At 56.1% G+C, this 25,684-nt stretch carries 24 protein-coding genes; 18 read left to right on the forward strand and 6 right to left on the reverse strand.

The genetic code is table 11. The annotated features are described in order from the left end of the window. Nucleotides 1-44: 44 nt before the first annotated feature. Nucleotides 45-962, reverse strand: coding sequence for a LysR family transcriptional regulator (locus FNL37_RS06940; protein ID WP_159355618.1), 918 nt, complete (start codon nucleotides 960-962; stop codon nucleotides 45-47). 164 nt (nucleotides 963-1,126) lie between these two features. On the opposite strand from FNL37_RS06940, the gene FNL37_RS06945 reads away from it, so the two are divergent. The 7 genes from FNL37_RS06945 (at nucleotide 1,127) to FNL37_RS06975 (ending at nucleotide 8,333) form a co-directional block, all read left to right on the forward strand. After that, nucleotides 1,127-2,116: an XdhC family protein gene (locus FNL37_RS06945; protein ID WP_159355619.1), complete on the forward strand. Its 990-nt coding sequence runs from the start codon at nucleotides 1,127-1,129 to the stop codon at nucleotides 2,114-2,116. Next, nucleotides 2,109-2,738, forward strand: coding sequence for a nucleotidyltransferase family protein (locus tag FNL37_RS06950; protein WP_159355620.1), 630 nt, complete (start codon nucleotides 2,109-2,111; stop codon nucleotides 2,736-2,738). Before FNL37_RS06945 ends, FNL37_RS06950 begins: the two co-directional genes overlap by 8 nt. A 70-nt stretch (nucleotides 2,739-2,808) precedes the next feature. Then, nucleotides 2,809-3,279, forward strand: coding sequence for a (2Fe-2S)-binding protein (locus tag FNL37_RS06955; protein WP_159355621.1), 471 nt, complete (start codon nucleotides 2,809-2,811; stop codon nucleotides 3,277-3,279). Between the two features lies 1 nt (nucleotide 3,280). Continuing rightward, on the forward strand, nucleotides 3,281-5,476 hold the full coding sequence (locus FNL37_RS06960; RefSeq protein WP_159355622.1) for a xanthine dehydrogenase family protein molybdopterin-binding subunit: 2,196 nt from the start codon (nucleotides 3,281-3,283) through the stop codon (nucleotides 5,474-5,476). Between the two features lie 294 nt (nucleotides 5,477-5,770). Beyond that, nucleotides 5,771-7,189: a cytochrome ubiquinol oxidase subunit I gene (locus FNL37_RS06965; protein ID WP_159355623.1), complete on the forward strand. Its 1,419-nt coding sequence runs from the start codon at nucleotides 5,771-5,773 to the stop codon at nucleotides 7,187-7,189. A 2-nt stretch (nucleotides 7,190-7,191) separates the two neighbouring features. Then, nucleotides 7,192-8,196, forward strand: coding sequence for a cytochrome d ubiquinol oxidase subunit II (gene cydB / locus FNL37_RS06970; protein ID WP_015830079.1), 1,005 nt, complete (start codon nucleotides 7,192-7,194; stop codon nucleotides 8,194-8,196). Continuing rightward, nucleotides 8,196-8,333, forward strand: coding sequence for a DUF2474 domain-containing protein (locus tag FNL37_RS06975; protein ID WP_013442223.1), 138 nt, complete (start codon nucleotides 8,196-8,198; stop codon nucleotides 8,331-8,333). Before cydB ends, FNL37_RS06975 begins: the two co-directional genes overlap by 1 nt. 52 nt (nucleotides 8,334-8,385) lie before the next feature. On the opposite strand, the gene FNL37_RS06980 is transcribed toward FNL37_RS06975, so the two are convergent. Beyond that, complete coding sequence (locus FNL37_RS06980) at nucleotides 8,386-8,808, reverse strand: hypothetical protein (RefSeq protein WP_015830078.1); 423 nt, start codon at nucleotides 8,806-8,808, stop codon at nucleotides 8,386-8,388. A gap of 147 nt (nucleotides 8,809-8,955) precedes the next feature. Here FNL37_RS06980 and FNL37_RS06985 point away from each other — a divergent pair, with 147 nt between their 5' ends. The 7 genes from FNL37_RS06985 (at nucleotide 8,956) to FNL37_RS07015 (ending at nucleotide 17,810) form a co-directional block, all read left to right on the forward strand. After that, complete coding sequence (locus FNL37_RS06985) at nucleotides 8,956-9,699, forward strand: ferredoxin--NADP reductase (RefSeq protein WP_159355624.1); 744 nt, start codon at nucleotides 8,956-8,958, stop codon at nucleotides 9,697-9,699. A gap of 142 nt (nucleotides 9,700-9,841) precedes the next feature. After that, nucleotides 9,842-10,459 (forward strand): response regulator transcription factor, encoded by a 618-nt coding sequence (locus FNL37_RS06990; RefSeq protein WP_159355625.1) that lies wholly within the window; start codon nucleotides 9,842-9,844, stop codon nucleotides 10,457-10,459. A 106-nt stretch (nucleotides 10,460-10,565) separates the two neighbouring features. Further along, on the forward strand, nucleotides 10,566-13,223 hold the full coding sequence (locus FNL37_RS06995; protein ID WP_159355626.1) for a type VI secretion system Vgr family protein: 2,658 nt from the start codon (nucleotides 10,566-10,568) through the stop codon (nucleotides 13,221-13,223). A gap of 15 nt (nucleotides 13,224-13,238) precedes the next feature. After that, entirely contained in the window at nucleotides 13,239-15,599 is a 2,361-nt protein-coding gene (locus tag FNL37_RS07000) for a M23 family metallopeptidase (protein WP_015830074.1), read from the forward strand. 1 nt (nucleotide 15,600) lies between these two features. Further along, on the forward strand, nucleotides 15,601-16,254 hold the full coding sequence (locus tag FNL37_RS07005; RefSeq protein ID WP_159355627.1) for a hypothetical protein: 654 nt from the start codon (nucleotides 15,601-15,603) through the stop codon (nucleotides 16,252-16,254). Between the two features lie 217 nt (nucleotides 16,255-16,471). Continuing rightward, entirely contained in the window at nucleotides 16,472-16,909 is a 438-nt protein-coding gene (locus tag FNL37_RS07010) for a hypothetical protein (protein ID WP_148211159.1), read from the forward strand. Nucleotides 16,910-17,147: 238 nt separating this feature from the next. Beyond that, complete coding sequence (locus tag FNL37_RS07015) at nucleotides 17,148-17,810, forward strand: hypothetical protein (RefSeq protein WP_159355628.1); 663 nt, start codon at nucleotides 17,148-17,150, stop codon at nucleotides 17,808-17,810. Between the two features lie 46 nt (nucleotides 17,811-17,856). Here the strand turns inward: FNL37_RS07015 and FNL37_RS07020 are convergent, their stop codons facing one another. Continuing rightward, nucleotides 17,857-19,410, reverse strand: coding sequence for a sodium:solute symporter family protein (locus FNL37_RS07020; protein WP_159355629.1), 1,554 nt, complete (start codon nucleotides 19,408-19,410; stop codon nucleotides 17,857-17,859). Then, on the reverse strand, nucleotides 19,407-19,634 hold the full coding sequence (locus FNL37_RS07025; RefSeq protein ID WP_013442214.1) for a hypothetical protein: 228 nt from the start codon (nucleotides 19,632-19,634) through the stop codon (nucleotides 19,407-19,409). Before FNL37_RS07025 ends, FNL37_RS07020 begins: the two co-directional genes overlap by 4 nt. 220 nt (nucleotides 19,635-19,854) lie before the next feature. Between FNL37_RS07025 and FNL37_RS07030 the strand changes: the two genes are divergently transcribed. After that, complete coding sequence (locus FNL37_RS07030; RefSeq protein WP_159355630.1) at nucleotides 19,855-20,901, forward strand: helix-turn-helix transcriptional regulator; 1,047 nt, start codon at nucleotides 19,855-19,857, stop codon at nucleotides 20,899-20,901. Nucleotides 20,902-20,982: 81 nt separating this feature from the next. Here FNL37_RS07030 and FNL37_RS07035 read toward each other — a convergent pair whose 3' ends face one another. Together FNL37_RS07035 and FNL37_RS07040 are read right to left on the reverse strand one after the other, a co-directional pair. Then, nucleotides 20,983-21,531, reverse strand: coding sequence for a hypothetical protein (locus FNL37_RS07035; RefSeq protein WP_049757284.1), 549 nt, complete (start codon nucleotides 21,529-21,531; stop codon nucleotides 20,983-20,985). Nucleotides 21,532-21,564: 33 nt separating this feature from the next. Then, a complete protein-coding gene (locus FNL37_RS07040; RefSeq protein WP_013442211.1) occupies nucleotides 21,565-21,759 on the reverse strand; it encodes a CsbD family protein in 195 nt (64 codons plus the stop codon). 286 nt (nucleotides 21,760-22,045) lie between these two features. Here FNL37_RS07040 and FNL37_RS07045 point away from each other — a divergent pair, with 286 nt between their 5' ends. The 3 genes from FNL37_RS07045 (at nucleotide 22,046) to FNL37_RS07055 (ending at nucleotide 25,648) form a co-directional block, all read left to right on the forward strand. Further along, nucleotides 22,046-22,249 (forward strand): cold-shock protein, encoded by a 204-nt coding sequence (locus FNL37_RS07045; RefSeq protein ID WP_013442210.1) that lies wholly within the window; start codon nucleotides 22,046-22,048, stop codon nucleotides 22,247-22,249. A gap of 228 nt (nucleotides 22,250-22,477) precedes the next feature. Beyond that, nucleotides 22,478-24,682: a heavy metal translocating P-type ATPase gene (locus FNL37_RS07050; protein ID WP_159355631.1), complete on the forward strand. Its 2,205-nt coding sequence runs from the start codon at nucleotides 22,478-22,480 to the stop codon at nucleotides 24,680-24,682. A gap of 18 nt (nucleotides 24,683-24,700) precedes the next feature. Then, nucleotides 24,701-25,648 (forward strand): M14 family metallopeptidase, encoded by a 948-nt coding sequence (locus FNL37_RS07055; protein WP_159355632.1) that lies wholly within the window; start codon nucleotides 24,701-24,703, stop codon nucleotides 25,646-25,648. Nucleotides 25,649-25,684: the final 36 nt, after the last annotated feature.

Here is a 25,684-nt window from a genome sequence, read left to right on the forward strand (position 1 = left end):
AAAGGCTGCCAGGTGCAGCCTTTTTTATTGCGCCTAAGACGGCATTACAGCATGGTGGGCATCACCGATTCCTTGGCCAGTTCTTCTGCCAGATAATCAAACACAATGCGCACGCGGGGTGCGACCGGGCCGCGCTGGGGGCGATAAACATACAGGGTCCAGGGCTCCGCGGTGTAATCCTCCAGCAGCGGGACCAGCCGCCCCTCGCGTATGTGGGGTATCGCCATGCAGCTCCCAATCTGCCCGATGCCTATGCCATCCAGCACCGCTTGTATTTCCAGCTGCGAGTCATTGGTCAATAACACCTGGTTATTGATCTGTAACTGCTGGCCGCGCGCAAACATCCATGGCCAGGCTCTGCCACTGCTGGGGGCGATCAGCCCCGTGGTCGGCAGATGCAGCAAATCCTGCGGCGTTAATGGTTTGCCTGTGCGCTTGATCAAGGCTGGGGATGCCACATTCCAGAAAGCCACCCGGCTTGCCGCCTTCGCTATGAAGCCGTTGTCTTTCAGGGTGGCGCCCACTCGTATGCCAATGTCGATCTGCTCATCAATCACATCCGCAATATTGTCCGAAAGGCGAATATCAAACTGAATGCCGGGATAAGAGGAGGAGAGGTCGCGCAACAGGGGCAGCAGGAAAGTGCGGCCTATGCCCATGGGCACCGTGATACGGACCAGGCCACCGAATTCGCTAGGCTTGCTGCCCGCACCGGGGGTGAAGAGATTATCGACATCCGCTAGGGCTTTTCTGGCTTCAAGTGCAAAGCCGCGACCAAACTCAGTGATGCGGATTTGCCGTGTATTGCGATGAAACAACAGCTCACCCAGTGCATATTCCAGATCCTTGATCGCGCGCGTCACGGCTTGCGGCGAAATACCCAGTCTGAGGGCAGCCTCTTTGAAACTGCTGGCATCTGCAGCTGCGCAAAATACCCGCATCATTTCCAGTTTGTTCGACATGCATGCATTCCTGTTTGTAATGCTGTGTATTATTCCACAATATGGAATTCTAAAATCATGACTATGTCATTTATCATGAAGTCCTAAGCGGGCATAATGAAATTCTTACACGCAAGTTTGTTGTACACCTTGTCTTCACACCTATGCCATTAGCGGGGAGCGCCATGGATAGCGTCGATTTTTCAGTATTCACCACGGCCCTTGAATGGGCGCGACAAAAGCAGCCATTGTGGCTCATGACGGTGGTTGAAACCTTTGGTTCCAGCCCAAGGCCTGTAGGGGCCATGCTGGTATTACGTGCAGATGGCCTGATGGTGGGCTCGGTTTCTGGCGGCTGCATCGAAGACGATCTCGCCGATAAAGCGCGCCTTGGCCAACTGCCCCAGCACAGGGCCGAAGTGCTTACCTACGGCGTCACCACGGAAGAAGCCCGTCGCTTTGGCTTGCCATGCGGTGGCGTTCTCAAATTGCTGGTCGAGCGCATGCGCGATGATCGCTGGTTGCAGCAAGTACAGTCTCTTGTGGCTGAGCATCGCCTGGTTTCTCGTACCCTCGAACTGGATAGCCTGAACGTGGTGGTAAGCAATGCCGCCCCGGACAGCAGGCTCACGCTCAGCACAACCCACTTGACCACGATACACGGCCCGCGCTGGCGCATGCTGATCATTGGCGCCGGGCAAACTTCGGTCTATCTCGCCCAAATGGCCCAAGCGCTGGATTACGAAGTGATCGTGTGTGATCCTCGCGAAGAATTCAGACAGACGTGGTCGGTGCCGGGCACCCACATCATTGGCGATATGCCGGACGACGCCATTTTGACGCAGCAAGTGGATAGCCGCACCGCGGTGATTGCACTGACCCACGATCCCAAGCTGGATGACATGGCCTTGCTTGAAGCATTGAAATCCCCCGCATTTTACGTGGGGGCGCTGGGGTCACATCGCACCAATCAGCAACGCCGTGAGCGGCTGGCTTTGTTTGATCTTGCCCCTGAAGAAATTGATCGTCTGCATGGCCCGGTAGGCCTCAGCATTGGTAGCCGCACTCCGCCGGAGATCGCCGTGGCGATCGTGGCCCACCTGGTGTCCATACGCAATCATCCCCAATTCAATGCTGCCTCGTTTCAACCGGCCGAACTCAAGCGGCATGCCTGACAACAAGCATGACATCAGCCCGATTGTGCTGGCCGCCGGCAGTTCTTCCCGCTTTGGCGGACCCAAGCTGATGCAGCCACTGACAGGGGATAGAGGTGCCATCTGTGTGCTTTCACAAGCATTGCAGCCATGGCTGACGAGTTTTCCCGATGTGTGGGTGGTAGTGCCGCCTGAGCACAAGGCGCTACGGGCGCAGGTAGAGCAAGAGCTGGATGCCGCCGATCGCATTCACTGGCTGGCATGCGATCAGTCAGCATCGGGCATGGGGCACAGCCTGGCCTTTGGCGTGGCGCAAACCGCCCAGGCCGATGCCTGGCTTATTGGGCTGGGCGATATGCCGGATATCCATGCGAGCACACTGCAATCACTTGCGGAAAAGCTTGCAAGCGGCCATGCCCTGATAGCACCTGTTCATGCAGGCAAGCGCGGGCACCCGGTCGGATTCAATGCCCAGTTTCGCCAGCCCCTGATGGCATGCCAGGGCGACCAGGGGGCAAGGCAGATTGTGCAGGATCATATGGACCAATTGGTGACGCTGGATGTCGACGACGCCGGCGTGCTGTTTGATATTGATACCGTGGCGGATTGGCAGCGGCGCGAGTCGGCGTTTGCCGCGCCCTAGTTTTTCCAGCAATACAGATTACCCTGAATTTTTTTGCTTTTATTTTTAACTTTAACAAGATGAGGTAACTATGATCACCTTGAATGTAAACGGCGACCAGCACGATCTGGATGTGACCGATGACACCCCCATACTATGGGCCTTACGCGATGTAGTCGGCCTCACTGGCACCAAGTTCGGGTGTGGCATGTCGCTTTGCGGCGCCTGCACCGTGCATCTGGATGGCAAGCCGATACGGTCCTGCGTCACACCGGTATCCGCTGCCAATGGCAAGGAAATCACCACGATTGAAGGCATAGGCGCCAGCGAACTCGGCAAGCGCGTGCAGGACGCCTGGATTGAACAGGAAGTGGTGCAATGCGGCTACTGCCAGTCCGGCCAGATCATGTCCGCCGTTGCCTTGCTAAAGGAAAATGCGACGCCATCGGATCAGGACATCGACAATGCCATGTCCGGCAATATCTGCCGCTGCGCCACCTATGCGCGCATTCGTTCCGCCATCAAGCTGGCTGCTGGTCAGCCTGCCGCCAAGGAGGCCTGATATGCATATGCTGCCCGAAACACAAACAGCCGATACCGCACGCGGGGACGTCAGCCGCCGCGACTTTCTTAAACTTTCATCCGGTCTGGGCATAGGCCTGTTGCTGGAATTCAGCCTGCTGGGTACCGCCTGCAGCAAGCTGGGCATTGGCGGCAAGCAGGAATTCACGCCCAACGCCTTTATCCATATTGACCAGGATGGCGTGGTGACCATCGTCGCGCACAAGGTAGAAATGGGGCAGGGGACGTATACCTCCATGCCCATGCTGATTGCCGAAGAGCTTGAAGTCGACGTCAGCAAGGTCAAGCTGCAACACGCACCGCCGGATGACAAAGCCTATGGCGATGCCTTGCTGGGCGCGCAGATTACCGGGGGCTCCACCTCCGTGCGCGGTGCCTGGAAGCCCCTGCGTGAAGCTGGCGCCCGTGCGCGCATGATGTTGATACAAGTCGCTGCCGATGAATGGAAAGTGCGCCCCGAGACCTGCTACGCTGAAAACGGCGAAGTCGTCCATCAGCCAACCGGGCGTCGCGTGCCGTATGGCGATCTGGTGGAGAAGGCCTCACGCCTGCCTGCACCTAGCGCTGTGACGCTCAAGGATCCCAAGGATTTCAAGATCATCGGCAAGCCGGTGCACCGGCTGGATGCGCCGTCCAAAGTGAATGGCACCGCCGAGTTTGGCATTGATGTCAAAGTGCCGGACATGAAAATCGCTACCGTCAGTGCCAGCCCGGTATTTGGCGGCAAGCTGGTGTCCGTCGATGACAGCGAAGCCAAAAAGATTCAGGGCTTTCAGCAGGTGATCAAGCTGGACAATGCCGTGGCCGTGATTGCCGACCACATGTGGGCCGCCAAGCAGAGCCTGGCTGCGCTGAAAATCACCTGGGATGAGGGCGAACATGCCGGTTTTTCGAGCGCCAGTTTGCGCGAAGACATTGCCAAGGCATCCGAAGCCAAAGGCGCCGTGGCCAAGAACACGGGCAATGCGCCTGGCGTGATTGCCTCTGCCGACAAGAAGCTGGAAGCGGTTTATGAACTGCCATTCCTTGCCCATGCCACCATGGAACCCATCAATTGCACCGTGCACGTTCAGGACGATGGCTGCGATATCTGGGTCGGCACACAAGTGCCCGTGGTCGCACAGATGGTGGCTGCGCAGTTGACTGGCCTGGCGCAAGACAAGGTGCGCATTCATAACCATCTGCTGGGTGGCGGCTTTGGCCGTCGTCTGGAAGTCGACTCGGTGGCACAAGCGGTATCCATCGCCAAGCAGGTTAACTTCCCGGTCAAAGTGGTATGGACCCGTGAAGAAGATATACAGCACGATATGTACCGTCCGTATTACTACGACCATATCTCGGCCGCCATCGATGAGCATGGCAATCCGCAAGCCTGGCAGCACCACATCACCGGCTCATCCATCATGGCGCGCTTCTTCCCGGCCGCAGTGAAGGATGGCGTAGACCCGGATGCGGTTGAAGGCGCGACCGATCTGCAATATGCCGTGCCGAATGTCTATGTCGATTACGTGCGTCACGAGCCGCCATTGCCCACCGCTTTCTGGCGCGGCGTCGGCCCCACCCATAACATTTTTGTGGTGGAGAGCTTTATTGACGAGCTGGCCGCCAAGGCAGGCAAGGATCCCGTGGAGTATCGCCTCGCCTTGCTGAAAAACGCCCCGCGCGCCAAGGCGGTGCTTGAGCTGGCGGCAGAAAAAGCCAACTGGTCTACGCCACTGGCAGCGCCTGCCAAGGGCAAGGCTGGCAAAGGCGTCTCGGTGCTGTTTGCCTTTGGCACCTACATTGCCCAGGTGGTGGAAGTGGAAGTTGATGCGGATCAGCAGGTACGCGTGAAGAAAGTGGTCTGCGTGGTGGACTGCGGCTACACCGTGAACCCTGACACCGTGCGAGCCCAGATGGAAGGCGGCATCATGTTTGGCATTACCGGTGCGCTGTGGGGTGAAATCAACTTTGAGCAGGGCCGTGTGCAGGAAAGCAACTTCCATAACTACCGCATGATGCGCATGAATGAAGCACCCGTGGTCGAGGTGCATCTCGTGCCCAGCCAGGAAAACCCGGGGGGTATCGGTGAGCCAGGCACGTCTGCCGTGATGCCTGCGGTGGCCAATGCCGTGTTTGCCGCCACTGGCAAGCGCGTGCGCAAGCTGCCGATTGCCAAGGCGCTCACGACTACCTGAGCCCGCAGGTAAGCCTGAGGCGCTGGCTCTCATCGCAGATGAGGTAGCCTGACTCACAAGGCTCTGGTGTATGTTTGTTGAAGAGGCCGACCTTAACCGGGTCGGCCTTTTTCATGCGACCAAGTCAGGGCAGGGCATGCCAACAGGCGCCTTTTCGGCATCACACTGTACCGATCAAATAGCGCCTGACTGTGCATTGCATAGTGCCATGCTTATCCTTAGGATTTAATTGGAAATTTATCTGGTGTTAGCAGGGTCATATGCCCAGACAGCCAGAAAACCTGAGGATGCATCATGTCAGTTTTAGCGTTGGATCTTGCCCGCATACAATTCGGGTTCACCATCTCGTTCCACATCGTGTTTCCCGCCATCACCATCGGCATGGCGAGCTACCTGGCGGTACTGGAGGGCTTGTGGCTCAAAACCAAACAGGCCCATTACCTCGAACTCTACCGCTACTGGTCGCGCATTTTTGCGCTTACCTTTGGCATGGGCGTGGTGTCGGGGCTGGTCATGGCTTATCAGTTTGGTACCAACTGGTCAGGGTTTTCCAATTATGCCGGCAGTGTCACCGGCCCCTTGCTGGCGTATGAGGTGCTGACGGCGTTCTTTCTTGAAGCAGGTTTCCTCGGCGTCATGCTGTTTGGCTGGAACAAAGTCGGGCCCGGCCTGCATTTTGTCTCCACGCTCATGGTGGCGGTCGGCACGCTGATTTCCGCCACCTGGATTCTCGCCTCCAATAGCTGGATGCATACGCCACAGGGGGTTGCCCTGGTGGATGGGCGATTGATCCCGGTGGACTGGTGGCAGATCGTGTTCAATCCCTCGTTTCCTTATCGTTTGATGCACATGGTAGTGGCCGCCTATCTGGCAACTGCCTTGCTGGTCGCGGCTGTCGGTGCCTGGCATTTACTGCGCGGTACCACCACCAAGGCAGTGCGCACCATGTTTTCCATGGGCATGTGGATGGCCTTGCTGGTGGCCCCGGTGCAAGCGGTCATTGGCGACTTCCATGGTCTGAATACGCTGGAACATCAGCCCGCCAAAATCGCGGCGATTGAAGGCCACTGGGAAAACCAGCCCGGCGAAGCCACGCCGCTTATCCTGTTTGGCTGGCCCGACATGGCTGCTGAAAAAACCCATTTTGCCTTGGAAATCCCGCACCTTGGCAGTCTTATCCTGCGCCACTCCTGGGATGCACCCATTCCCGCGCTGAAAGAGTTTGCACCGGAAGACCGCCCCAATGCCACCATTGTGTTCTGGTCGTTCCGCATCATGGTGGGGCTGGGCATGCTGATGATTTTGCTCGGTGTCATTTCTGCCTGGCTGCGCTGGCGCGGTCGTTTGTACGACACCAGGCCCTTTCTGCGCTTTGCCCTCTGTATGGGGCCTGCCGGGGTGCTGGCTATCCTCGCAGGCTGGTATACCACCGAGATAGGCCGCCAGCCCTGGGTGGTGTATGGCATGCTGCGCACGGCGGATGCCGTCACGCCGCATAGTGCCGCAGAAGTCGGACTCACGCTGGTGCTGTTTGTGCTGATCTACCTGCTGGTATTTGGCGCCGGTGTGGCTTATCTGCTGAGACTCATGCGCGTTGCGCCGCAGCCTGACGAAACCCCAGCCAGCACGCCAGACCTGGAAGAAGACCATGTCTTTACCCTGGCACCGGAGTTCAGTGCCGACAAGCCCGGCTCAACCGAAGGAGGACGCTAGTCATGGAAGCCAATCTACCCCTGATCTGGGCCGGCATTATCCTGTTCGGCATCATGATGTACATCATCATGGATGGATTCGATCTTGGCATCGGCATTCTCTATCCCTTTTTCAGCGACCGGCATGACCGCGATGTGATGATGAATACGGTAGCACCGGTGTGGGATGGCAATGAAACCTGGCTGGTACTGGGCGGCGCAGGCTTGCTGGCGGCATTTCCGCAAGCCTATTCCATCATCCTCAGCGCCTTGTATCTGCCGCTGATCTTCATGCTGATGGCGCTGATTTTCCGGGGCGTGGCCTTCGAGTTTCGCTTCAAGGCGCGCGATCACGAGCGCCATTTCTGGGATAAGGCCTTTATAGGCGGTTCCATGGCCGCGACCTTTTTCCAGGGCGTGACTCTGGGTGCCTATATCCGTGGTATTCCTGCGGTAAATGGCGTTTATACAGGGGGTGCACTGGATTGGCTGACGCCATTTTCGCTGTTTACCGGTGTTGGCCTGCTGGCGACCTATGCCTTGCTGGGCAGCACCTGGCTGGTCATGAAAACCTCAGGCGAGCTGCAGGCGACGTGTTATCGGCTGTCGCGTGTGCTCGGCCTGGTGTTGCTGGCGATTATTGCCGTCATCAGCCTGTGGACACCATTTATCGATAGCCGCATCGCCTCCCGCTGGTTCGGGCCTGATATGTGGATGTTGCTGCCGATCCCGCTGCTGGTGCTGTTCTGTTTCTATCAGCTGCAAAGAGCGTTGGCGCGCAAGGCCGAGGTATGGCCTTTTGTCTTTACGCTGGGGTTGGTGTTTCTGGGATACGTAGGACTGGGCATCAGCGTGTGGCCGAATATCGTACCGCCTGACATCAGCATTCAGGCGGCCTCGGCACCACCCCAGAGCCAGGGCTTTGCTTTGGTAGGCGCGGTGATCATTATCCCTATCATCCTGATCTATACCGCGTGGGGCTATTACGTATTCCGTGGCAAGGTGCAAGCCGGGGAGGGCTACCATTAATGGCGGATAAATCTGAAAAACGCTGGGGACAGCGCCTGGGCTGGCTGTTTTTGATCTGGCTGGGCAGTGTGCTGGCATTGGGCGCGGTCAGCCTGCTGCTGCGCCTCATCATGCGGGCAGTGGGGCTGACCACCTAATAGAGTCGGGCACCTGCCGGATTAGCGTCTGAGCAGTTGCCCGACGTGCGCGTTAATGCACCAGCTTGCGGTTAAGCTTTTCCAGCATGCCTTTGCGGTGCTTGTGGGCCAGCTCATAATCGCGCAAGCGACGAATTTGCGACAAGCTCAGCGTAGCCAGTCGCGAGGTCACTTCCGGGATGGTAAGCCCAGCATATTCTTTGACCGACAGTCGCGGGTTACCCGTATGGACATTGGCTGATTTGCGGGAGGCTACGCTGGTGCGCGAAGTTTTGCGCATAGAAGCGCGACTGGAACCTGCTGGCTTGGCGGATTTGCCGCTGGAAGATTTGGTTTCGCCTGCCTCGCTACGCTGTTTATTCACAATGCGGGCTGCCACTTCCTCTTCGCGCCCGGGGTAGCGATGATCATGCTGAAACTGGTGCTTGAGCTTTTCAAACTCGTGTTCCCGCTTGGGAGATGCGCCTCTAGGCATGATGTAACTCCTTTCCTTATCGTAAGGTGAAGTGTCAGAATGCATCGATTATGCATTGTTTTTTATAGGGAATAGTCCGTAAGAAAAGTAGGAATAATTGAAGGTGTTGCGCATCTCTGCATCACCATTTTCATTTAAGGATTAGCAATGGCGACATGGATACAAGGCAGGGTAGTGGAGCATAAACACTGGAATGCCTATCTGCATACGCTCTATATTGAGGCTGATCTGGCACCTTTTGCCGCCGGGCAGTTTGTGAAACTGGGGCTGGAAATAGAGGGCCAAGTAGTGGCGCATCCTTATTCGCTGGTGAACCCACCGCAGCAGCGGCCGCTAGAGATTTTTTATATTGAAGTGCCAGAGGGCAAGCTCAGTCCGCATCTGGTGCCATTGAAACCCGGCGATGTTGTTCAGCTGTCGCCCACCGCCCATGGCTTCATGACGCTGGATGAGATTCCCGCCGCCCGCGATCTGTGGCTGATCGCGAGTGGCACCGGCATAGGGCCGTTTCTTTCCATGCTCGGCACGGAACGTTTGTGGCAGCAATACGAGCATGCCGTGCTGGTGTACTCGGTGCGCTATCAGCACGATCTCGCCTATCTGGAGCGCATACAGGCGCTCATGGCTGCGCATCCGGGCCGTTTGCATTTTGTGCCCCTGGTAACGCGGGAAGCCTCCGACATCGGCTTGCCATGCCGCATCCAGCAGGCGCTGCAAGATGGCCGTCTGGAACAGCATGCCCAAACCACGCTAAGCCCCGAACATAGCCAAGTCATCCTGTGTGGCAATCCGCAAATGGTGGAAGACATGCAAAGCCTGCTCGCCACGCGTGGACTCAAGAAGCATAGAAGGCGCGAACCCGGCCACATCACCACCGAGACCTACTGGTAATCGCTCGCGGCCATCCGCCGTCACAGCAATCCGAAGGCCATTTCCTACAACAGAATGGCATTACGCCTACAGCCACAGCCGAGCTCGCGGCGTATGCTGGTATTGAATGCATCCCCTCGCAAATGCGGCAAAAGGAGCCTCAATGCGCATACACAATGTCATGTTGGTGAATGGATATCGCGTCAGCCGATACGCCCTGAGACAACTGCTAGAAGCCACAGGTGAATTCAGAGTCACTGAATCTGCCACTAGCGCAGTAGCCGCCGCGCATGCTGTCATTCCCCCAGACTTGTTGCTGATTGATATCTCCGACCCGGCCAAGAACGGCCTGGAAACCCTGTGCGACCTCATGCACGACTTCCCTGATTTGCCATGCCTGATCGTAGGCGGCCCGGAGGATGCCACATTGCGCAATCACTATGTGCGCTTGGGGTGTCGCGCCTACATCCCCCGCGATGCCAGCAAACATGCCATCTTGCAGGCCGCTTCTGCGCTCCTCTCCAGCAAACCTGCCGCACAACCTTCGGGGCGCAATACCCCAGACGCCGTCCATCTGCCCCACATCGATCTCTCCGCGCGTGAGCTACAGGTGTTCTTCAAACTCACCTCGGGCAAATCCATACCCTCCGTCGCGCGTGAACTCCTGATCAGCGCCAGCTCGGTCAGCGTTTTTCGCTGCAAGATTCTGCGCAAGATGCACTGCAGTAATAATGCCGAACTGATCAGCTATGCCTTTCGTCATCGCCTTCTAAATACCTGATACTCACCTTCAAGGTTATGTTTTTACGCACATAATCTTTTTTTTTGATGCGCCACTGACCGTGGTTCGCCCTTAAGGGCAATTTCCTGATTTCGCAATCCTGTGCATGATCGAACCCGCCTTTAGCCACGGATTCCCTGTCATGCTGCCCTCGCTGTTATCCTCCCGTCGCCTGCTTACCCTGCAATGTCCCGCGCTGCATCAGATCCTGCCCGATGGGCTGGAGCCTGTCCGTCTTGCCGGGGGAGAGGGTATCAACACCCTGTTTGACTACCAGCTCACGGTACGTAGCCGTCTGGGGGAAGTCGGCAGTGATCTCGACTTCGGTCCGCTGATGGGTCAAGTATTGACCTGCGGCATCAGCCTCGAAGGCCACGGCCAGTTCCTGCCCGGTGCGCTGGGCGATCTCGGCATGGCGAATCAGGGGGCAGGCACACGGTATGTCAGTGGACTCATTACCGACATACGCCATGTGGCGGAAGACAGCCGCCATGCGCTCTATGTCATCACGCTACGCCCCTGGCTCCACCTCGCCACCCTCACCACCGACTGCAAGGTGTTCCAGGACCAGACCGTGGTCGAGATCACCGAAGCCGTACTGGCGGACTACCCCTATGCGCTGGAGAAGCGGCTGATCGAGACCTATCCCGCCCGGGATTACAGCGTGCAATACAACGAATCCGACTTTGCCTTCCTCACCCGGTTGTGGCGGGAGTGGGGCATCAGCTTTCATTTCCGCCATGACGACGGGCGCCATACCCTGGTACTGGCCGATCACAATGGCGCCTATACGCCATTCCAGCCCGATGACCCGGCCAGTGGCTATCACACCATTGCCTATTACCCACCAGACCATAAGACCGATGCAGAGTACCTGCACCACTTCAGCGATGCCGAGCAACTGACCTCAGGCGTCTATGCCAGCCGCGATTACGACTACACCCGCCCCCGGGCCGAGCTCGCCGCCCGCAACGCCCAGCCGCGCAACACCGCCCATGGCGAGAGCGAGGTCTACCAATGGCGCACCGACCATGGCAGTGACTACAGCCAGCCCAATGCCGGCATGGACCGCGAAGCCAACCAGACCGAGCCGCAAGGTGAGCTCTTGGCCCGGCTGCGCATGGAAGCCCTGCGCCAGCCCGGTCACCGGGTGGCAGGCGAAGGCCATATCCGGGGTGTGGTGCCTGGCCATACCTTTACCCTCAAGGAACATCCCAGAGCAAAGGCCAATCAGGAGTACCTCATCCTCAGCACCACCTTGCTGATTGAGAATGTAAGCGAAGAGACCGTGTCCTCTTCAGCTTCAACGGTGCGTGCCGCCATCGTCGATAGCATCAGTGGCGCGCTGACAGGCGACCTCACCGGCACCTGGCGCATGGAGACCCACTTCAGCGGCCAGCCCACCCGCGAAGTGCTGCGCCCCGATGTGCTGCTGCCGCATGCGCCCGGCCACAAGCCACGTACCCATGGCCCGGAGACCGCCCTCGTCACCGGCCCCACCGGCGACACCGCCGAGAGCAATCTCTACACCGACCAGTATGGCCGCATCAAGGTGCAGTTCCCCTGGGACCGCTATGGGCTGAAGAACCAGCACAGCAGTTGCTGGGTACGGGTATCGCAAGCCTGGGCAGGCAACCAGCTGGGGGCCATGCACCTGCCACGCATAGGCGAAGAAGTGCTGATTGATTTCCTCGGTGGGGATCCTGACCTGCCCATCTGTACTGGCCGTCTCTACAACCAGCTCAACCTGCCGCCCTGGCAGCTCCCGGCCCAGCAGGCCTTGAGCGGTATCCGCTCCCGTGAGCTCATCCCCGGTGGAGGCAATGGCGCTGCCGGCCGCAGCAATCACCTCATCCTCGATGACACCGATGGCAAGATCCAGCTACAGCTCAAGAGCGACCATGACAGCTCTTCCTTAAGCCTGGGGCATATCACCCGTATAGACGGCAATGCCGGACGGCTGGATTACCGGGGTGAAGGCCTGGAACTCCGCACCGATGGGCATGGGGCGATCCGCGCCAGACAAGGCCTTATCCTCACCACCGAAGCGAGACGAGAAGCGCAGAACCACCTCACCGACCTCAGCGAGACCACGGCAAGATTAGCACAGGCACAAGCCCAGCATGCCGACCTGGGTCAGCTCGCCAGCCAGCACCAGGCACAGGACAACGACGACCAGCCCAGGGTGAGCGAACGGCTGCAGGGGCAGAATGACGGTATTACCGGCAACAACAGCAGCAATACAAACTCCAACGACACCGCCTTCCCCGAACTGCAGCAACCGCATCTGGTCATGGCAAGCCCCGCTGGCATTGCCAGCACCACCCCCGGCAGTACCCATCAGCACAGTGGCGAAGACCATGCCATTGCCACGGGCAGCCATGTCAGCTTGAGTGCCAATCGCAGCCTCATCGCCAGTGTGCGTGAGGCGATACGGCTGTTTGCGTACAAGGCGGGCATCAAGCTCATTTCGGCACAAGAGAGCATCGATATCCAAGCCCTCAAACACAGCATCGACATGGTCGCCAATCTGGACATTCGCCACACCGCAGAAAACATCACCTTCACCGCCAAACAGGAAATTGTGGTGAACGCGGGCGGCAGCTACACCCGCTGGAGCGCCAGCGGCATTGAGAGCGGCACAGCAGGTATCTGGAAAGTCCATGCCAACCAGCATGGGATGGATGGCCCCAAAACATTGCCGGTGGTGATGCCCCCGATACTCACCGGTACGCCTAACGCAAGCAGGTCTTTTTCAAAATAACCCTAGAGTCATTTCATGCTGATCAGCTACCCATTCATCATCGATTCCACGCATGCCGACCATAGCGAGACCATCCGCTATGCCTTTGGCGGACACTATCCTGTTAACAGTTTCATGGAGTGGCACAATGGCATCCACCTGAACGCACCTGTGGATGGCGACAAAGGCTATGCGCCACTGCGCGCGATTGCCGATGGCAAGGTGATCTACACCGTAGAGCCGGATCCCAGCCCCAGTGACAACCCCGACCACCCACAAAACTACGCGGCTTACTGCGAGGGGCATGCCGAGTGGACAGACAAGGGCATGGTGATACTGGAGCACATGGCCGAGATCGGGGCGAATGGTGATACCCCCGTGAGCTTTACCTTTTACAGCGTGTATATGCATCTGAAGTCACTGGCGGTAAAGCAGGGGCAGCGCGTCTACCGCAAGGACAAGCTGGGCGAAGCCGGGCAGATATACAGCCAGCTGGCGCATGTGCATGTTGAAATCTGCATGGATGAGGCCAACCTGACGACGCTGCTGGGGCAAGCGCCGGATGCGCTGCCTGCCCTGGGTCAGGCGCCCACCCGGAGTGGGCGCACCGATGTGGTGTTTGGCAGCACTTATGTGTATTTGCCTGCAGGCACACCGGTGCATGCACGCCAGCCCACGACCCATATGGCGACCCCCAGCGGGGCCACGCTACCCGCACCGCTGTGGGTGAAGCTGGATTACGAAGGCGATGCCCACCTCACCACATACCACGCCACAGGCGAGCATGCCGGGGAGGTGATTGGCACCAAGGTGGCGGAGCGCCGGGGCGAGTATGCGCTGCATAAGGAAGCCGACAAGCGGCATAAGAGCCTTGCCGAAAGCCAGCAGGCGCAAAGCAGCCCCAGTGGCTGGTATGAGTTGCTGCGCTTTGGGCGGGTGCTGGGGTCAGACCCGCTGCCAGCGGGGGCAGAGCACTGGCGCTGCATTCATACGTCGCAGGGGCTGTTGTGGGCGAATCTGAATGCGCCGGGTACGTTTCAGTTTAGCGATGCCGATTTCCCCGCCATCATGGGCTGGCAATGCATACAGGATGACGACAATCCCCTGGACCAGCGCTGCGATAGCAAGACCCTGCGCGAGCTCTTTGCCCGCCAGCATGTCCGCATGGAAGACCGCAAGCGGGCACTAGAGCGCACCGACGAAGGCTTGCGCAAGCTGGCAAGCCCGATACTCACCCCTTCAGACAGCCTGGCCGACAAACTCAAGCACCTGATCTGCAAGTTCCCCAGCGAGTTTGACCAGGGTACTTTCGAAGCCCGCTACGGCCATATCAAGGATTTGCCGCATTACAGAAACGATAAAACCGACAAGAGCTGGGAGGCACTTGAGGCGCATATCAAGGCCTTGACCCGCACCGATTTGCCCGAGGCGTATAAACATGCCCAATGGCATTTCCATCCCATCGCCTTTATCCAGCACATGCGCAAATGCATGTGGCTGGGGGTGGAAGAATTCAAGCAGCTGTTGCCCAGCCATGCCATACGCTCTGGCACGGTGACGGATGCGAATGGGATAGTTCAGAACCGACTGCTTTGGGAGGGGGTTGCTGGTTGGGATAAGGTTTCCACAGGCAGGACTACTTCGCTCGCCCATCGTATCCCACTCAACCGCACCCTGCGCAAATACGGTCTGAATAGCCCACTAAGAATGGCGGCTTTCTTTGGCAATGCGGTACAGGAGACCTCATGGCTTAACTCGTTTTCTGAGATAGGTGCCTCCAACAAGTATTACACCCCCTGGCATGGGCGCGGCTTTTTGCAGTTAACGAACCCGGCCAACTATTTTGATTACTGGCGCTTCCGCGGGCGCAAGGTGGATGCGGCGCTGGGGACAAGGCTACAGGCAGCCTTTAATGACATGTACAAGCACAAGGAGAAGCAAGCGCTCAAACTGCTGAAAGATGAGAATTTCCCGGAAATTCCTCAGCAGATGAAAGACTGGCGGGATGATCTCTTGGGCTCACCCGATAATTCCAGACTGGACTCTATGAACGCACCCTCTGACAGCGCTGGTTGGTATGCCGTTAAAAATCAGCTTCAAGAATATGCCGATGCTCCTCACATACTGGAACGCATCGTCGTGAATACCACCGACCTGAAAGGCAACCCCACTGGCAGGCATCTTTATTACCGAAGCAACAGCTTCTGGCAGGTGTCTGCATCCGTTAACCGTCCTGCGGTAAGGAACCATTCTGACTACTCTGGAATGAATGGCTTCGATTCCCGTTGTTCCGCTTATGGCGTGGCTCTTGCTGTGCTCAGCGAAATGAGACTCCCGGATTCTGAGGGCAAGCTAAGCATTGAATACCCTGAAGGCTATAAGCCAAGGAGACCTTAACTTGAAAAAACTTCTTTATTTGCTCACTTTGCTGAGTGTTTCGTTTCCTGCAATAGCAAACGACTACATCCCTACTATTCGAGTTGAGACCAACCTGGGAGAGGGCTGCCATATTGCGGCAACTCTCCCTAAAGGTGAGCGAAGCCGTATGGGAGGGTTGCTGCAACAGCGTCTAGGTGGGTTTCGTGTTGAGCCACTGCCTGCCAGCTGGAAGTCGAACATGGGGGAAATGTATTTTTCTCTGCGGTGCCTAGATGTTAACGATCCAGACGTATCTGGCCCAAGAGTACCGATTAAGTATGACCCGGTTTCTGATCATTGGGTAAAGGATATGAGTGAGTGGATAGCCAAAGCTAAGCAGTTACCAGACAAATACGATCGAGAGTTTGAACTTGCCGACATCAATGCCAGAGACGCTTTTGAGGTGAATGCTGTTAATTCAAAAGGTTGGGTCATGACCCAAAAAGATATTACCGGGGAAGAAAATGGACGTCGTCACTCCTTAATGTTTTGTTTGGTCCGTCCACCCAAAGCTTTATGTGGGGACGGGGTTACAGGGTATTTGATTGATCCCAAAAGCGACCTCACCAAGCGTGCGCTGGAGATCATCCGCACCATTGAGTTTTTACCCGATGTGCCAGCCGTGGGCCAGTGAAGCCTTGAGCCGTCAAGTTTTCAGCTCAAGCGCTGGCGGGTATGCGATCACCATGAAAATGGTGGAATACCCGATGCGGCTGATTGTGGACGGACAAGAGCATGGTGATGCTGGAGCACTCCATGATACTGGATGTCATCAAATAACTTGATGGGTAAAGTAAATGTATAAGTATATTAATATTTACCTTATAAGTTTGTTTTTAACGACAAATTGCATGGCCGATTATGCTAGTAATATATCAATAAAAATATTATCAAATTATAAAATTGAAATAAATTATATAAAAAAAATATACACGGTTAAGGTGGATCATAGTATTGATGGATACAACATAGACTGTGATAAAAAAAACATGGTAATTTGGGGAAGGCCAAAATTATTTAATCCGGCTAGCCCTCAAAGTTCAAACGTTACCATACTGAAAATAAATCAACCTTCGATCAAAAAAGAAATAGGCATTATGGGAGGTGTATTTGATGTTTTCTATCTCAAAAATAAACCTATTGTTTACATAGAATCTGGAATGGAGGAACTATTAGTAAATTTAACAGATGGGTCATTCTTGGAAAAAAAAGGATATGAAGCAGAACCCTCCGACTTTGAAGATTGTCCGGATTTTTTTGGGAAATCCTATCGTAGATATCCTGAATAATTTTTCACCTTAAAAATACATTTGCTACCGCAGCCAAGCCCTCTGGCGGGCATGCGCAAAAGTTAACCTGCCAGCAATTGCCACCCGCACCGATTACTCCCGAATGAATGGCTTCGACTCCCGCTGCTCCGCCTATGGCGTAGCACTTGCCGTACTCACCGAAATGCGACTTCCGAATGCTGAGGGCAAGCTAAGCATTGAATATCCTGAAGGCTATACGCCAAGGAGACCTTAACTCATGCGATCACTAATCGTTTGTTCTACTCTTATTTTTGCCTTGGGACATCAAGCTGCATTCGCAGCGCCGACCAATGAGCGAGTGAGTGTCGTATTTGGCAAAGGCTGCAATATTGCAGTAACGCTACCTCACACGCGCCATGGTGGTATTGGTAATGGAGGAGACCCTGATTCCCAAGAAGGAGGAATGGAAGTTAACCCCCTGCCTGCCAGCTGGAAGTCGAACATGGGGCGGATGTATTTTTCTCTTGAGTGCATGAATAAGAACGACCCCAATCTCATGCAACCTTCTGGAGTTCTTAACTCCACCACGAACACGTGGGGAAAAGACCCTGACTACATGCGCAGCTATCTGACCACCTCCACAGAAGCCTATGAGCGTAACAAAGCCGAGGAAATTATAGAAACTACGCAGGTTTACGATATTAAAGCCGTGAATGGCCATGGGTGGGCTGATACCTATGTCTATTTAATCGGCGATGAACAATATCGTCAGCGTTCCATGAGTTTTTGTATTTTTCATGATTCAAAAGCGTTGTGTGGGAATGGCAAGGTGGCATACGTGAATGAGCCGCAGGGCGATCTTACGCAGCATGCTATTGAAATCCTTCGCACCATTGAGTTTTTACCCGATGTGCCAGCCGTTGAGCCAGTTAAACAATGAGAAATTAAAATATGCATCAACCTCATCGCTGCAGGCATCTTCCTCTTCAGTTACGCGTTTCACCCCCAGTTAGTGAATCATTGAGCGGACCTGGGCTAGTTTTTTCTGCATGGTCATGCGGGTTTTGCATGGTGTTATGCCCGGCAACCATCTGGAATAGGGCTGCGATACGGTTTTTTTCGTTGGGGCTTTGTGGAATAAGGTAGGCCATTACCACATAGACCATGACATTCACGATAAGCGCGACCGCGCCGGACGTCAGGCCGTATGCCCAAGGGAGTTTGCCGTGATACATCAGCTCCAGCGTGACAGCTACGGCAAAACCGATGGACATACTGGCCATGGCGCCATATTTGTTGCCGCGTTTCCAGAATATTCCCAGGAATTGCGGGACTGCTAGCTGGATAATCCCTTGGTAAGCCAGAACGGCGAGCGAGAATAGGGCGGGCAGTGCCATGCATGAAAGCCAGGATGCCAGCAGGGTGAGGAGCAGCATGCCAGTCTTGGAGGTGACAATCAGTTGCCGGGTGCTTAGTGTGAAGTAATTGCCCAGCAGATCGTTTGCGATCTGTGCGCCCGTGGCCTGAATGTTGCCATCAATATGGCCCATGGAGGCGGCCAGGAGGACCGTGCCTGCCAAACCCAGCAGTATTAATCCACCAGCATCTTGCGATGCGATGAACCAGACATCATCTGGGTGGCCGCTGGCAGAAGGCAGCATGCCAGCCAGCATGCCAAAAATCAGCAAGGCAAGACAAAAAATGAAGGATAGAGGGATCGCCAGCGCCGCCGATTTTTTCAGGCTGGCCACCCCGTTAGCGGTAAACAAACGTACAAAAATATAGGGCCAGCACCATCCGCCCAGGGCGCCAGTCAATACCAGGCTGAACAGAAACAACGGGCCTTCTTGAGAGCCGGGGCCAGGGAGCGTGAATCGGGCTGCATCGAGGCTAGAGAAATGGATGCCTTTGGCCATGATCAGCCAGGCGATTAGCCCGATCAGCATGGCGGTGCCTATCAGGTAAGCCACCATGCCTTGGTAGAAATCGGAAATCACGACGCCACGCATGCCAATACGCACAGTCCATATCTGCCGGAAGGCGATTACAACCACCCCCAATATCACGGCCTGCGAAAACGTCAACGTGCCCAAAGAGAGGAAGTGGAACATTTCACCCAGTGCCTGCATGCCGAGAATCAGCCACGGAATGCCTGAGATGATGCCAATGACAGCGGCAATGGTGCGGATGTGGCGCGAGTTGTAACGCAAGGAAAAAAGATCAGGCTGCGTCTTCAGGTCAAAGGCTTTGCCCCACATCCATACTGGCTTGGCCATCATGTACATCAGCATCACCGTCAAAAGGCTATAGCTCAGCACGTAGAATGAAATAATGCCGCTCGCTGCTGCCATGCCGCCGAAGGCCGTGAACATGGCGCCCGGGTACCAGGTATTGAGAAACGACATAGCCTGATAACGTGCGCCAAACGATCGGTCGCCAACGGCGTAGTTGGAAAACGAGCTATCGTCCAGCCTGATGCGCTGAAGTATGACAATCAGGCCTGCAAAGAACACCAGCATCATCCCGAACGTTATGATCATGATGTCAGCTCTCCGTTTGCGGCATCCTGCCAGAAGGCATAGAGGATACTCAGGGTAATGGAGAGGCTGACGGCGGTGAAGTAGACAAAGGTCGCAGGCAGACCCAGGATCAGTTCGCGATGCTCGCTGGCTGCCCAGTATAAGGGCGGGTAGAGCGCCACGAATACATTCAGCAGGAACCAGGTCCTGACCACATAAACTTGCATGGATTTTTTGGTCGGCATTTTTTCTCCCTTTTATCAGTTGCCTGCGCGTTTGAGGATGACTAAAGTCAACTCCAGACAGGAGTATGGCGGTGAGGATGCTACGTGAACATCCTGCAAATGCAGGGGGGGCAGGTGCCGCTTCGCCCGCAGGTCCACATAATTGATTAAGGGCGTGGATTAAAGGATGATCTGCGAGAAGAGAAGGCTTTCACCACCTGCAGAAGGGGAGTGTTTGAAAATGGATTTCACACCTGGCAATGCGCTGTTGACGGATTTGTATCAGACGGCCGTGACCGCGAGTCCGCGTGTCTTTCAGCAAGAAGCGCTCAAGCATCTGGAGCGCGTGATCGGGTTTGATCGGGCCTGGTGGGGCATCATGTCGCCTGGCAAGGCCGGGTTCGATTTGCTTAGCTCCTACCGCTATGAGCTACCCTTGGCGTTCGAGGAGCACTGGAATGCGGTCAAGAATGACGATGCGCTCGCACACGATGTCCATATTCAGCCCCGAACCACGGTGCATTTCAACCGGCAGGCTCTGCACTCAACCCCTGGGCTCGCCGATCTCAATACCGGGCATGATCTCAGTCAAGCTTTGTGTACTTCGGTATTCCTGCCAGACTGCACCTCCTTTCTGTTTATTTCACTGTTTCGTTCCGGGAGTCACGCCCACGCCTTTGAGGCTGGCGATATCCGGCTCAAACAGTGGCTCACGCCGCATTTGTATTCCTGCTGGCGCACCAATCTGCTGGCAGATATCGAGCGCACGCGCCTGCCGAACAAATGGCAGGATAAGGCGAGTGCCTATGTTGATCGCCGCGGCAGCATTGTTTATGCCGACAGTGCCTTTGCCGAGTTTGTGAGCCAGGCATGGCCTGCCTGGCGTGGCGGCCGCTTGCCCCATGCTCTGGTGGATATGCTGGCTGGCAAGCGGGCATCGTCCATTCAGCTACCCGTCGGCATTTACGTAAACCAGCACCAGGCTGGCGGGTTGACACGGCTGGATATCGGGCGACCATCGCCGCTGGATAAACTGACCAGGCGCGAGCGCGAGGTGGCACGTGGCTTTGCACAAGCGCATTCATATAAGGAGATTGCGGTTGAGACCGGCTTGTCTCCTGCCACCGTGCGCCATTATTTGCGGGGTATCTACGCCAAGCTTGCCATCAACGATAAGGCTGAGCTGGTCAGGTTGGTGACCAGGCATGAACTGGAACTTGAAGTCCCAATAGCGATGAAGGGCGCGTACAGCTATGGGCTTGATATGGATTACTTGGGAAATGGGTAGGGATTGCGCAATTAAATAGCGCATAAAAAAACCGGCAAATGCCGGTTTTTTTAACTATAAAAAGCTTGAGAAGGCTGAAGCTTACTGACGGTAATCCGCTTTGGCTTTGTCCTTGCAGCTGGACTTCACATCGCCTGCGTAGCTATCGCATTTTTTCAGGGCCACTTCGTAGTCAGATTCCATTTTCTTTTCTGCGGCTTCCTGACGGGCTTCCAGCGTCTTGCGCGTTGCATCTACATTGGCCATGCCGGTGCTGCGATCTGCCTTGGCTTTGGTCAGGCACAGGTCCTTGGCATCGCCGTTGTAATCGTCGCATCTTTCCTTGGCTACTTCATAGGTGCCTTTGACCTTTTCTTCTTCTGCCGAGATACGGGCATCGAGTGTGCCTTTCAGGTTGGCATCGAGATCAGCCAGGCCAGCTTCACGCTTGGCTTTTGCTTCGGCCTTGCAAACATCTTCCTGGTTGCCTGAAAGCTTGCCACAGGCTTTTTTCTCCTGGTCGTAAACGGCGTTTACGCGATTCTTGCCATCTTCATATTCAGCCTTGGTGATGACTTGTGACCAGGCTTGGCTACTCATCAGCATGGCCAGCAGGCCACCCAATGCCATTTTATGTGCGATATTCATCATGTTGCTCCAGTGATTAAGGGGGTAACGCAATCGTTAGTTGTTGCGAAACTTTTCGATCTGGGCTTCGGCTTCTTCTTTCGAGATGCCATAGAGTTCCTGTAGCTTGCCTGCGAGCATGTCCTTGTTGCCTTTGATCTCCTCTAGATGATCATCGGTCAGTTTTCCCCATTGCTGACGGACTTTGCCGGTCAGTTGTTTCCAGTTACCTTCGATTTGGTCCCAATTCATGGTGCTTCCTTTCGTTTATTTGATTTTTTTGCTGTTTTGGATCAACTGATCACCGGGCCATAGTAGCTAGCAGGGCTGGCGCAGGCTGTCGTCAAATGGCTGAAAGTGCCGTCAGAATGGGCTGTCAGCGAAAAAAAGCCCCCTTTGAAAGATTTCTCCTACAGGCGATTCAGAAAAATCTGTATGGCAGAAGGGGCAATATGGCCTACACTGGCGGTGTAGTACGTTTTATTTCATCCCATCGTCATCGTTTGGCGATGTTTTTATCAAGTGCAGGAGACAGCAAATGGCAACAGGTACCGTGAAGTGGTTTAACGATGCAAAAGGTTTTGGCTTTATTACCCCGGACGATGGAGGCGAAGACTTGTTTGCGCACTTCTCGGCCATTGCCAGCAATGGCTTCAAGAGTCTGAAGGAAAACGAGCGCGTGAGTTTCGACATCACGACTGGTCCTAAGGGCAAGCAGGCATCGAACATTCAGAAGGCGTAATAGCCCTGAATTGAGAAACGGCCCTCAGGGGCCGTTTTGCATTTATAGGCCTCCACATCGCATATGCACGTCATGCATGGCTGAGGTGACCATTCTCTTTTCCTCGTCATCCAATCCCGGCAATCTCTCATCATTCCCAAACGCACGGCGGCAAAAGTCGTCAGCGGCGATGCCTGGGTGTATCCTTAAGGCAGGCGTCACGCCGTCTCCCTTTGTTTGGAAAGTACCATGTCGGAAGCGAATACCCCTTTAACCGAGCTTGATGTTGCCATCAGTGGCATGACCTGCGCCTCATGCGTCGCGCGTGTGGAAAAAGCCATTCTGAAAGTGGAGGGCGTGAGCGCGGCCAGTGTGAACCTGGCAACAGAGCGTGCCCATATCCAATTTTCCTCCCCGGCCAGTGCTGAGCGCGTGGTGCAAGCGGTCAGCAAGGCGGGCTATGCAGCCACGCCACTTAAAGCCGAAACAGCCTTTTCTGCGCCGCCAGAAATCCATAGCGGCTGGAAAGTCGCCACGGCCGCCGCGTTTACCGTGCCTTTGATACTGCCCATGTTGCTGATGGTGGTCGGCATTCATTTCAATCTCCCGGGCTGGCTGCAATGGCTGCTCGCCACGCCGGTGCAGCTCTGGCTGGGAGCATCGTTCTACCGTTCGGCATGGCAGGCAGTGCTGCATCGCAGCGGCAATATGGATCTGCTGGTGGCACTGGGCACCACCGCAGCCTATGGCTTGTCGGTCTATATGCTGCTGATGGGGCATGAGCATCTTTATTTTGAAGCCGCCAGCGCGGTGATCACGCTGGTATTGCTTGGCAAATGGCTGGAAAGCCGCGCCAAGCGCCAGACCACTGAAGCCATACGAGCCTTGCAGGCCTTGCGTCCGGATACCGCCATTGTGCGGCGTGATGGCAAAGAGCTCAGCTTGCCACTGGCGCAGGTTCGCCTGGGTGACTTGGTGATTGTGCGGCCAGGTGAACGCATTGCGGTGGATGGCGTGGTGCAGGAAGGCGAGGGCCAAGTGGATGAAGCCCTGATCACCGGGGAGAGCATGCCCTTGCACAAGCGGGTGGGCGACCATGTGACCGGTGGCGCTTATAACCTGGATGGCCTGCTGTGCGTTAAAACTACAGCCATAGGCGCCGAATCCACCCTGGCGCGGATTATCCGGCTGGTGGAAGATGCCCAAGTTGCCAAACCTGATATTCAACGCCTGGTGGACAAGGTCAGCGCCGTATTTGTGCCCGTGGTGCTGGTGATCGCGCTTGTTACCTTGCTCGGCTGGCTGCTGGCAGGCGCGAGTGGCGAGCAGGCTATTCTCAATGCCGTGGCGGTGCTGGTGATTGCCTGCCCATGTGCGCTTGGCCTGGCGACGCCTACCACCATCATGGTGGGGACGGGCATTGCCGCCAAACATGGCATTCTGATCAAGGATGCCCAGGTGCTGGAGCTTGCACATCAGATCAATGCTGTGGTGTTTGATAAAACCGGCACCCTGACCGAAGGCAAGCCGCGCTTGATGGCAGCCAGGGCGGTCGATGGTGACGACCCTCAGCACACGCAAGCGCTGGTCAGGCTGGCCGCCAGCCTGGAGCAGGGGAGCCGGCATCCGCTCGGGGTGGCTTTGCTGACGGCGGCTGAGGAACAGCAGATTACCCTGCCAATGGTCACGCAACTTCAGGAAAAAGTCGGCCAGGGCTTGCAGGGTGAAGTGGAAGGCCGCACGGTGTATCTCGGCCATGGCCGCTGGATGCAGGCACTGGGTGTGGATCTCGCGCCATTGCAGGCGGCTGCGGATGCCTTGCAGGCGCAAGGTCATACTGTATCGTGGCTGGCAACCGGCAATGTGGGGCGGGTGGTATTGCTCGGGCTGGTCGCGTTTGGTGACCAGATCAAGGCTATCAGCGCCCAGGCCATTGCCAGCCTGCACCGCCTGAATGTCGCCAGTGTGATGCTCACCGGTGATAACCCGCGCAGCGCCCATTACGTGGCCGACCGCGTGGGCATTCAAACCGTATTGGCCGAGCAGACGCCGGAGACCAAGGCGGCCTGCATTGCGGACCTTAAAAAACGCCATGCCGTAGTAGCCATGGTGGGCGATGGCATCAACGATGCGCCTGCGCTGGCAGCGGCGGATATCAGTTTTGCCATGTCCACCGGCACCGATGTCGCCATGCATGCGGCAGGCGTGACCTTGATGCGCTCGGATCCCGCGCTGGTGGCCGATACCATCGACATTTCGCGCCGCACCTATGGCAAAATCAGGCAAAACCTGTTCTGGGCATTTATCTATAACGTGATAGGCATTCCGCTGGCAGCTTTTGGCCTGCTGAACCCGGTGATAGCAGGGGCTGCCATGGCATTCAGCTCGGTGAGCGTTGTCAGCAATGCCTTGTTGTTGCGCCGCTGGCGGCCACCAACAACGCCAGACCATTAACCATTGGAAGCTTCGGGCATGTATTTTCATTCGCAAACTTTTAAAGCACCGGCAGACGGCCCCCGGCTGATTGTGCTGGGCGCAGTGCATGGCAATGAAACCTGCGGCACGCAGGCGATTCTGCGCGTGCTGGATGAAATCGCAGCGGGCAGTATTTCCATACTGCGTGGCTCCGTAACCTTTGTGCCGATCACCAATCCTCTGGCATACCAGCATCACCGCCGCAGTGGTGACCGCAATCTCAATCGCAATTTATTCCCGAATGCCCAGCCGGTGGAGTTTGAAGACCACATCGCCAACTGGCTGTGCCCCTTGCTCGCCCAGCATGAGGTGTTGCTCGACCTGCATTCGTTTCATACTGATGGCGAGCCATTTGCGCTGATTGGCCCGCTGGATAACAACGGCCCGCTCGAGCCTTTCTCCCATGCAGCAAAAGAAGAAGGCCTGGCCCGGCATCTGGGCGTGCAGCGTTTTGTCGATGGCTGGCTGGATACCTATGCGCGTGGTGTTGCACGGCGGCAGGCCATGAACCCGGAAGCCACCCCGGCCGCCGAGAGTGATTTGCGCTATGGGGTAGGCACCACGGAATACATGCGCACGGTGGGCGGCTACGGCCTGACCCTGGAATGCGGGCAGCATGACGACCCCGCCGCGCCGGAGGTAGCCTACCGCGCGATTCTCAATACGCTCGCTTATCTGGGAATATCGGGGGAAGCAGCACCGGCTGCCGTAGCCCAGGCGGAATCATTGCGCATTTACGAGGTCGTAGATCGTGCCAGTGATCAGGATACTTTCGTCAAGGTCTGGCGCAGCTTTGATGCTGTGCAGGCGGGCGAGCTGATTGGTACGCGCGGCAGTGGCGAAGACGTGTATGCAGAGGAGGGGGGCTATATCCTGTTCCCCAATCCTGATGCGGCTAGCGGGCAAGAGTGGTTTTATCTGGCCAAGGCGGTGAAGCGTATCTGAAGCACGGTATCCGATCGCAAGCATTACCCTATTTAT

The sequence above is a fragment of the Methylovorus glucosotrophus genome, assembly GCF_009858335.1.
In the GTDB taxonomy this organism is placed as follows: Bacteria; Pseudomonadota; Gammaproteobacteria; order Burkholderiales; family Methylophilaceae; genus Methylovorus; species Methylovorus glucosotrophus.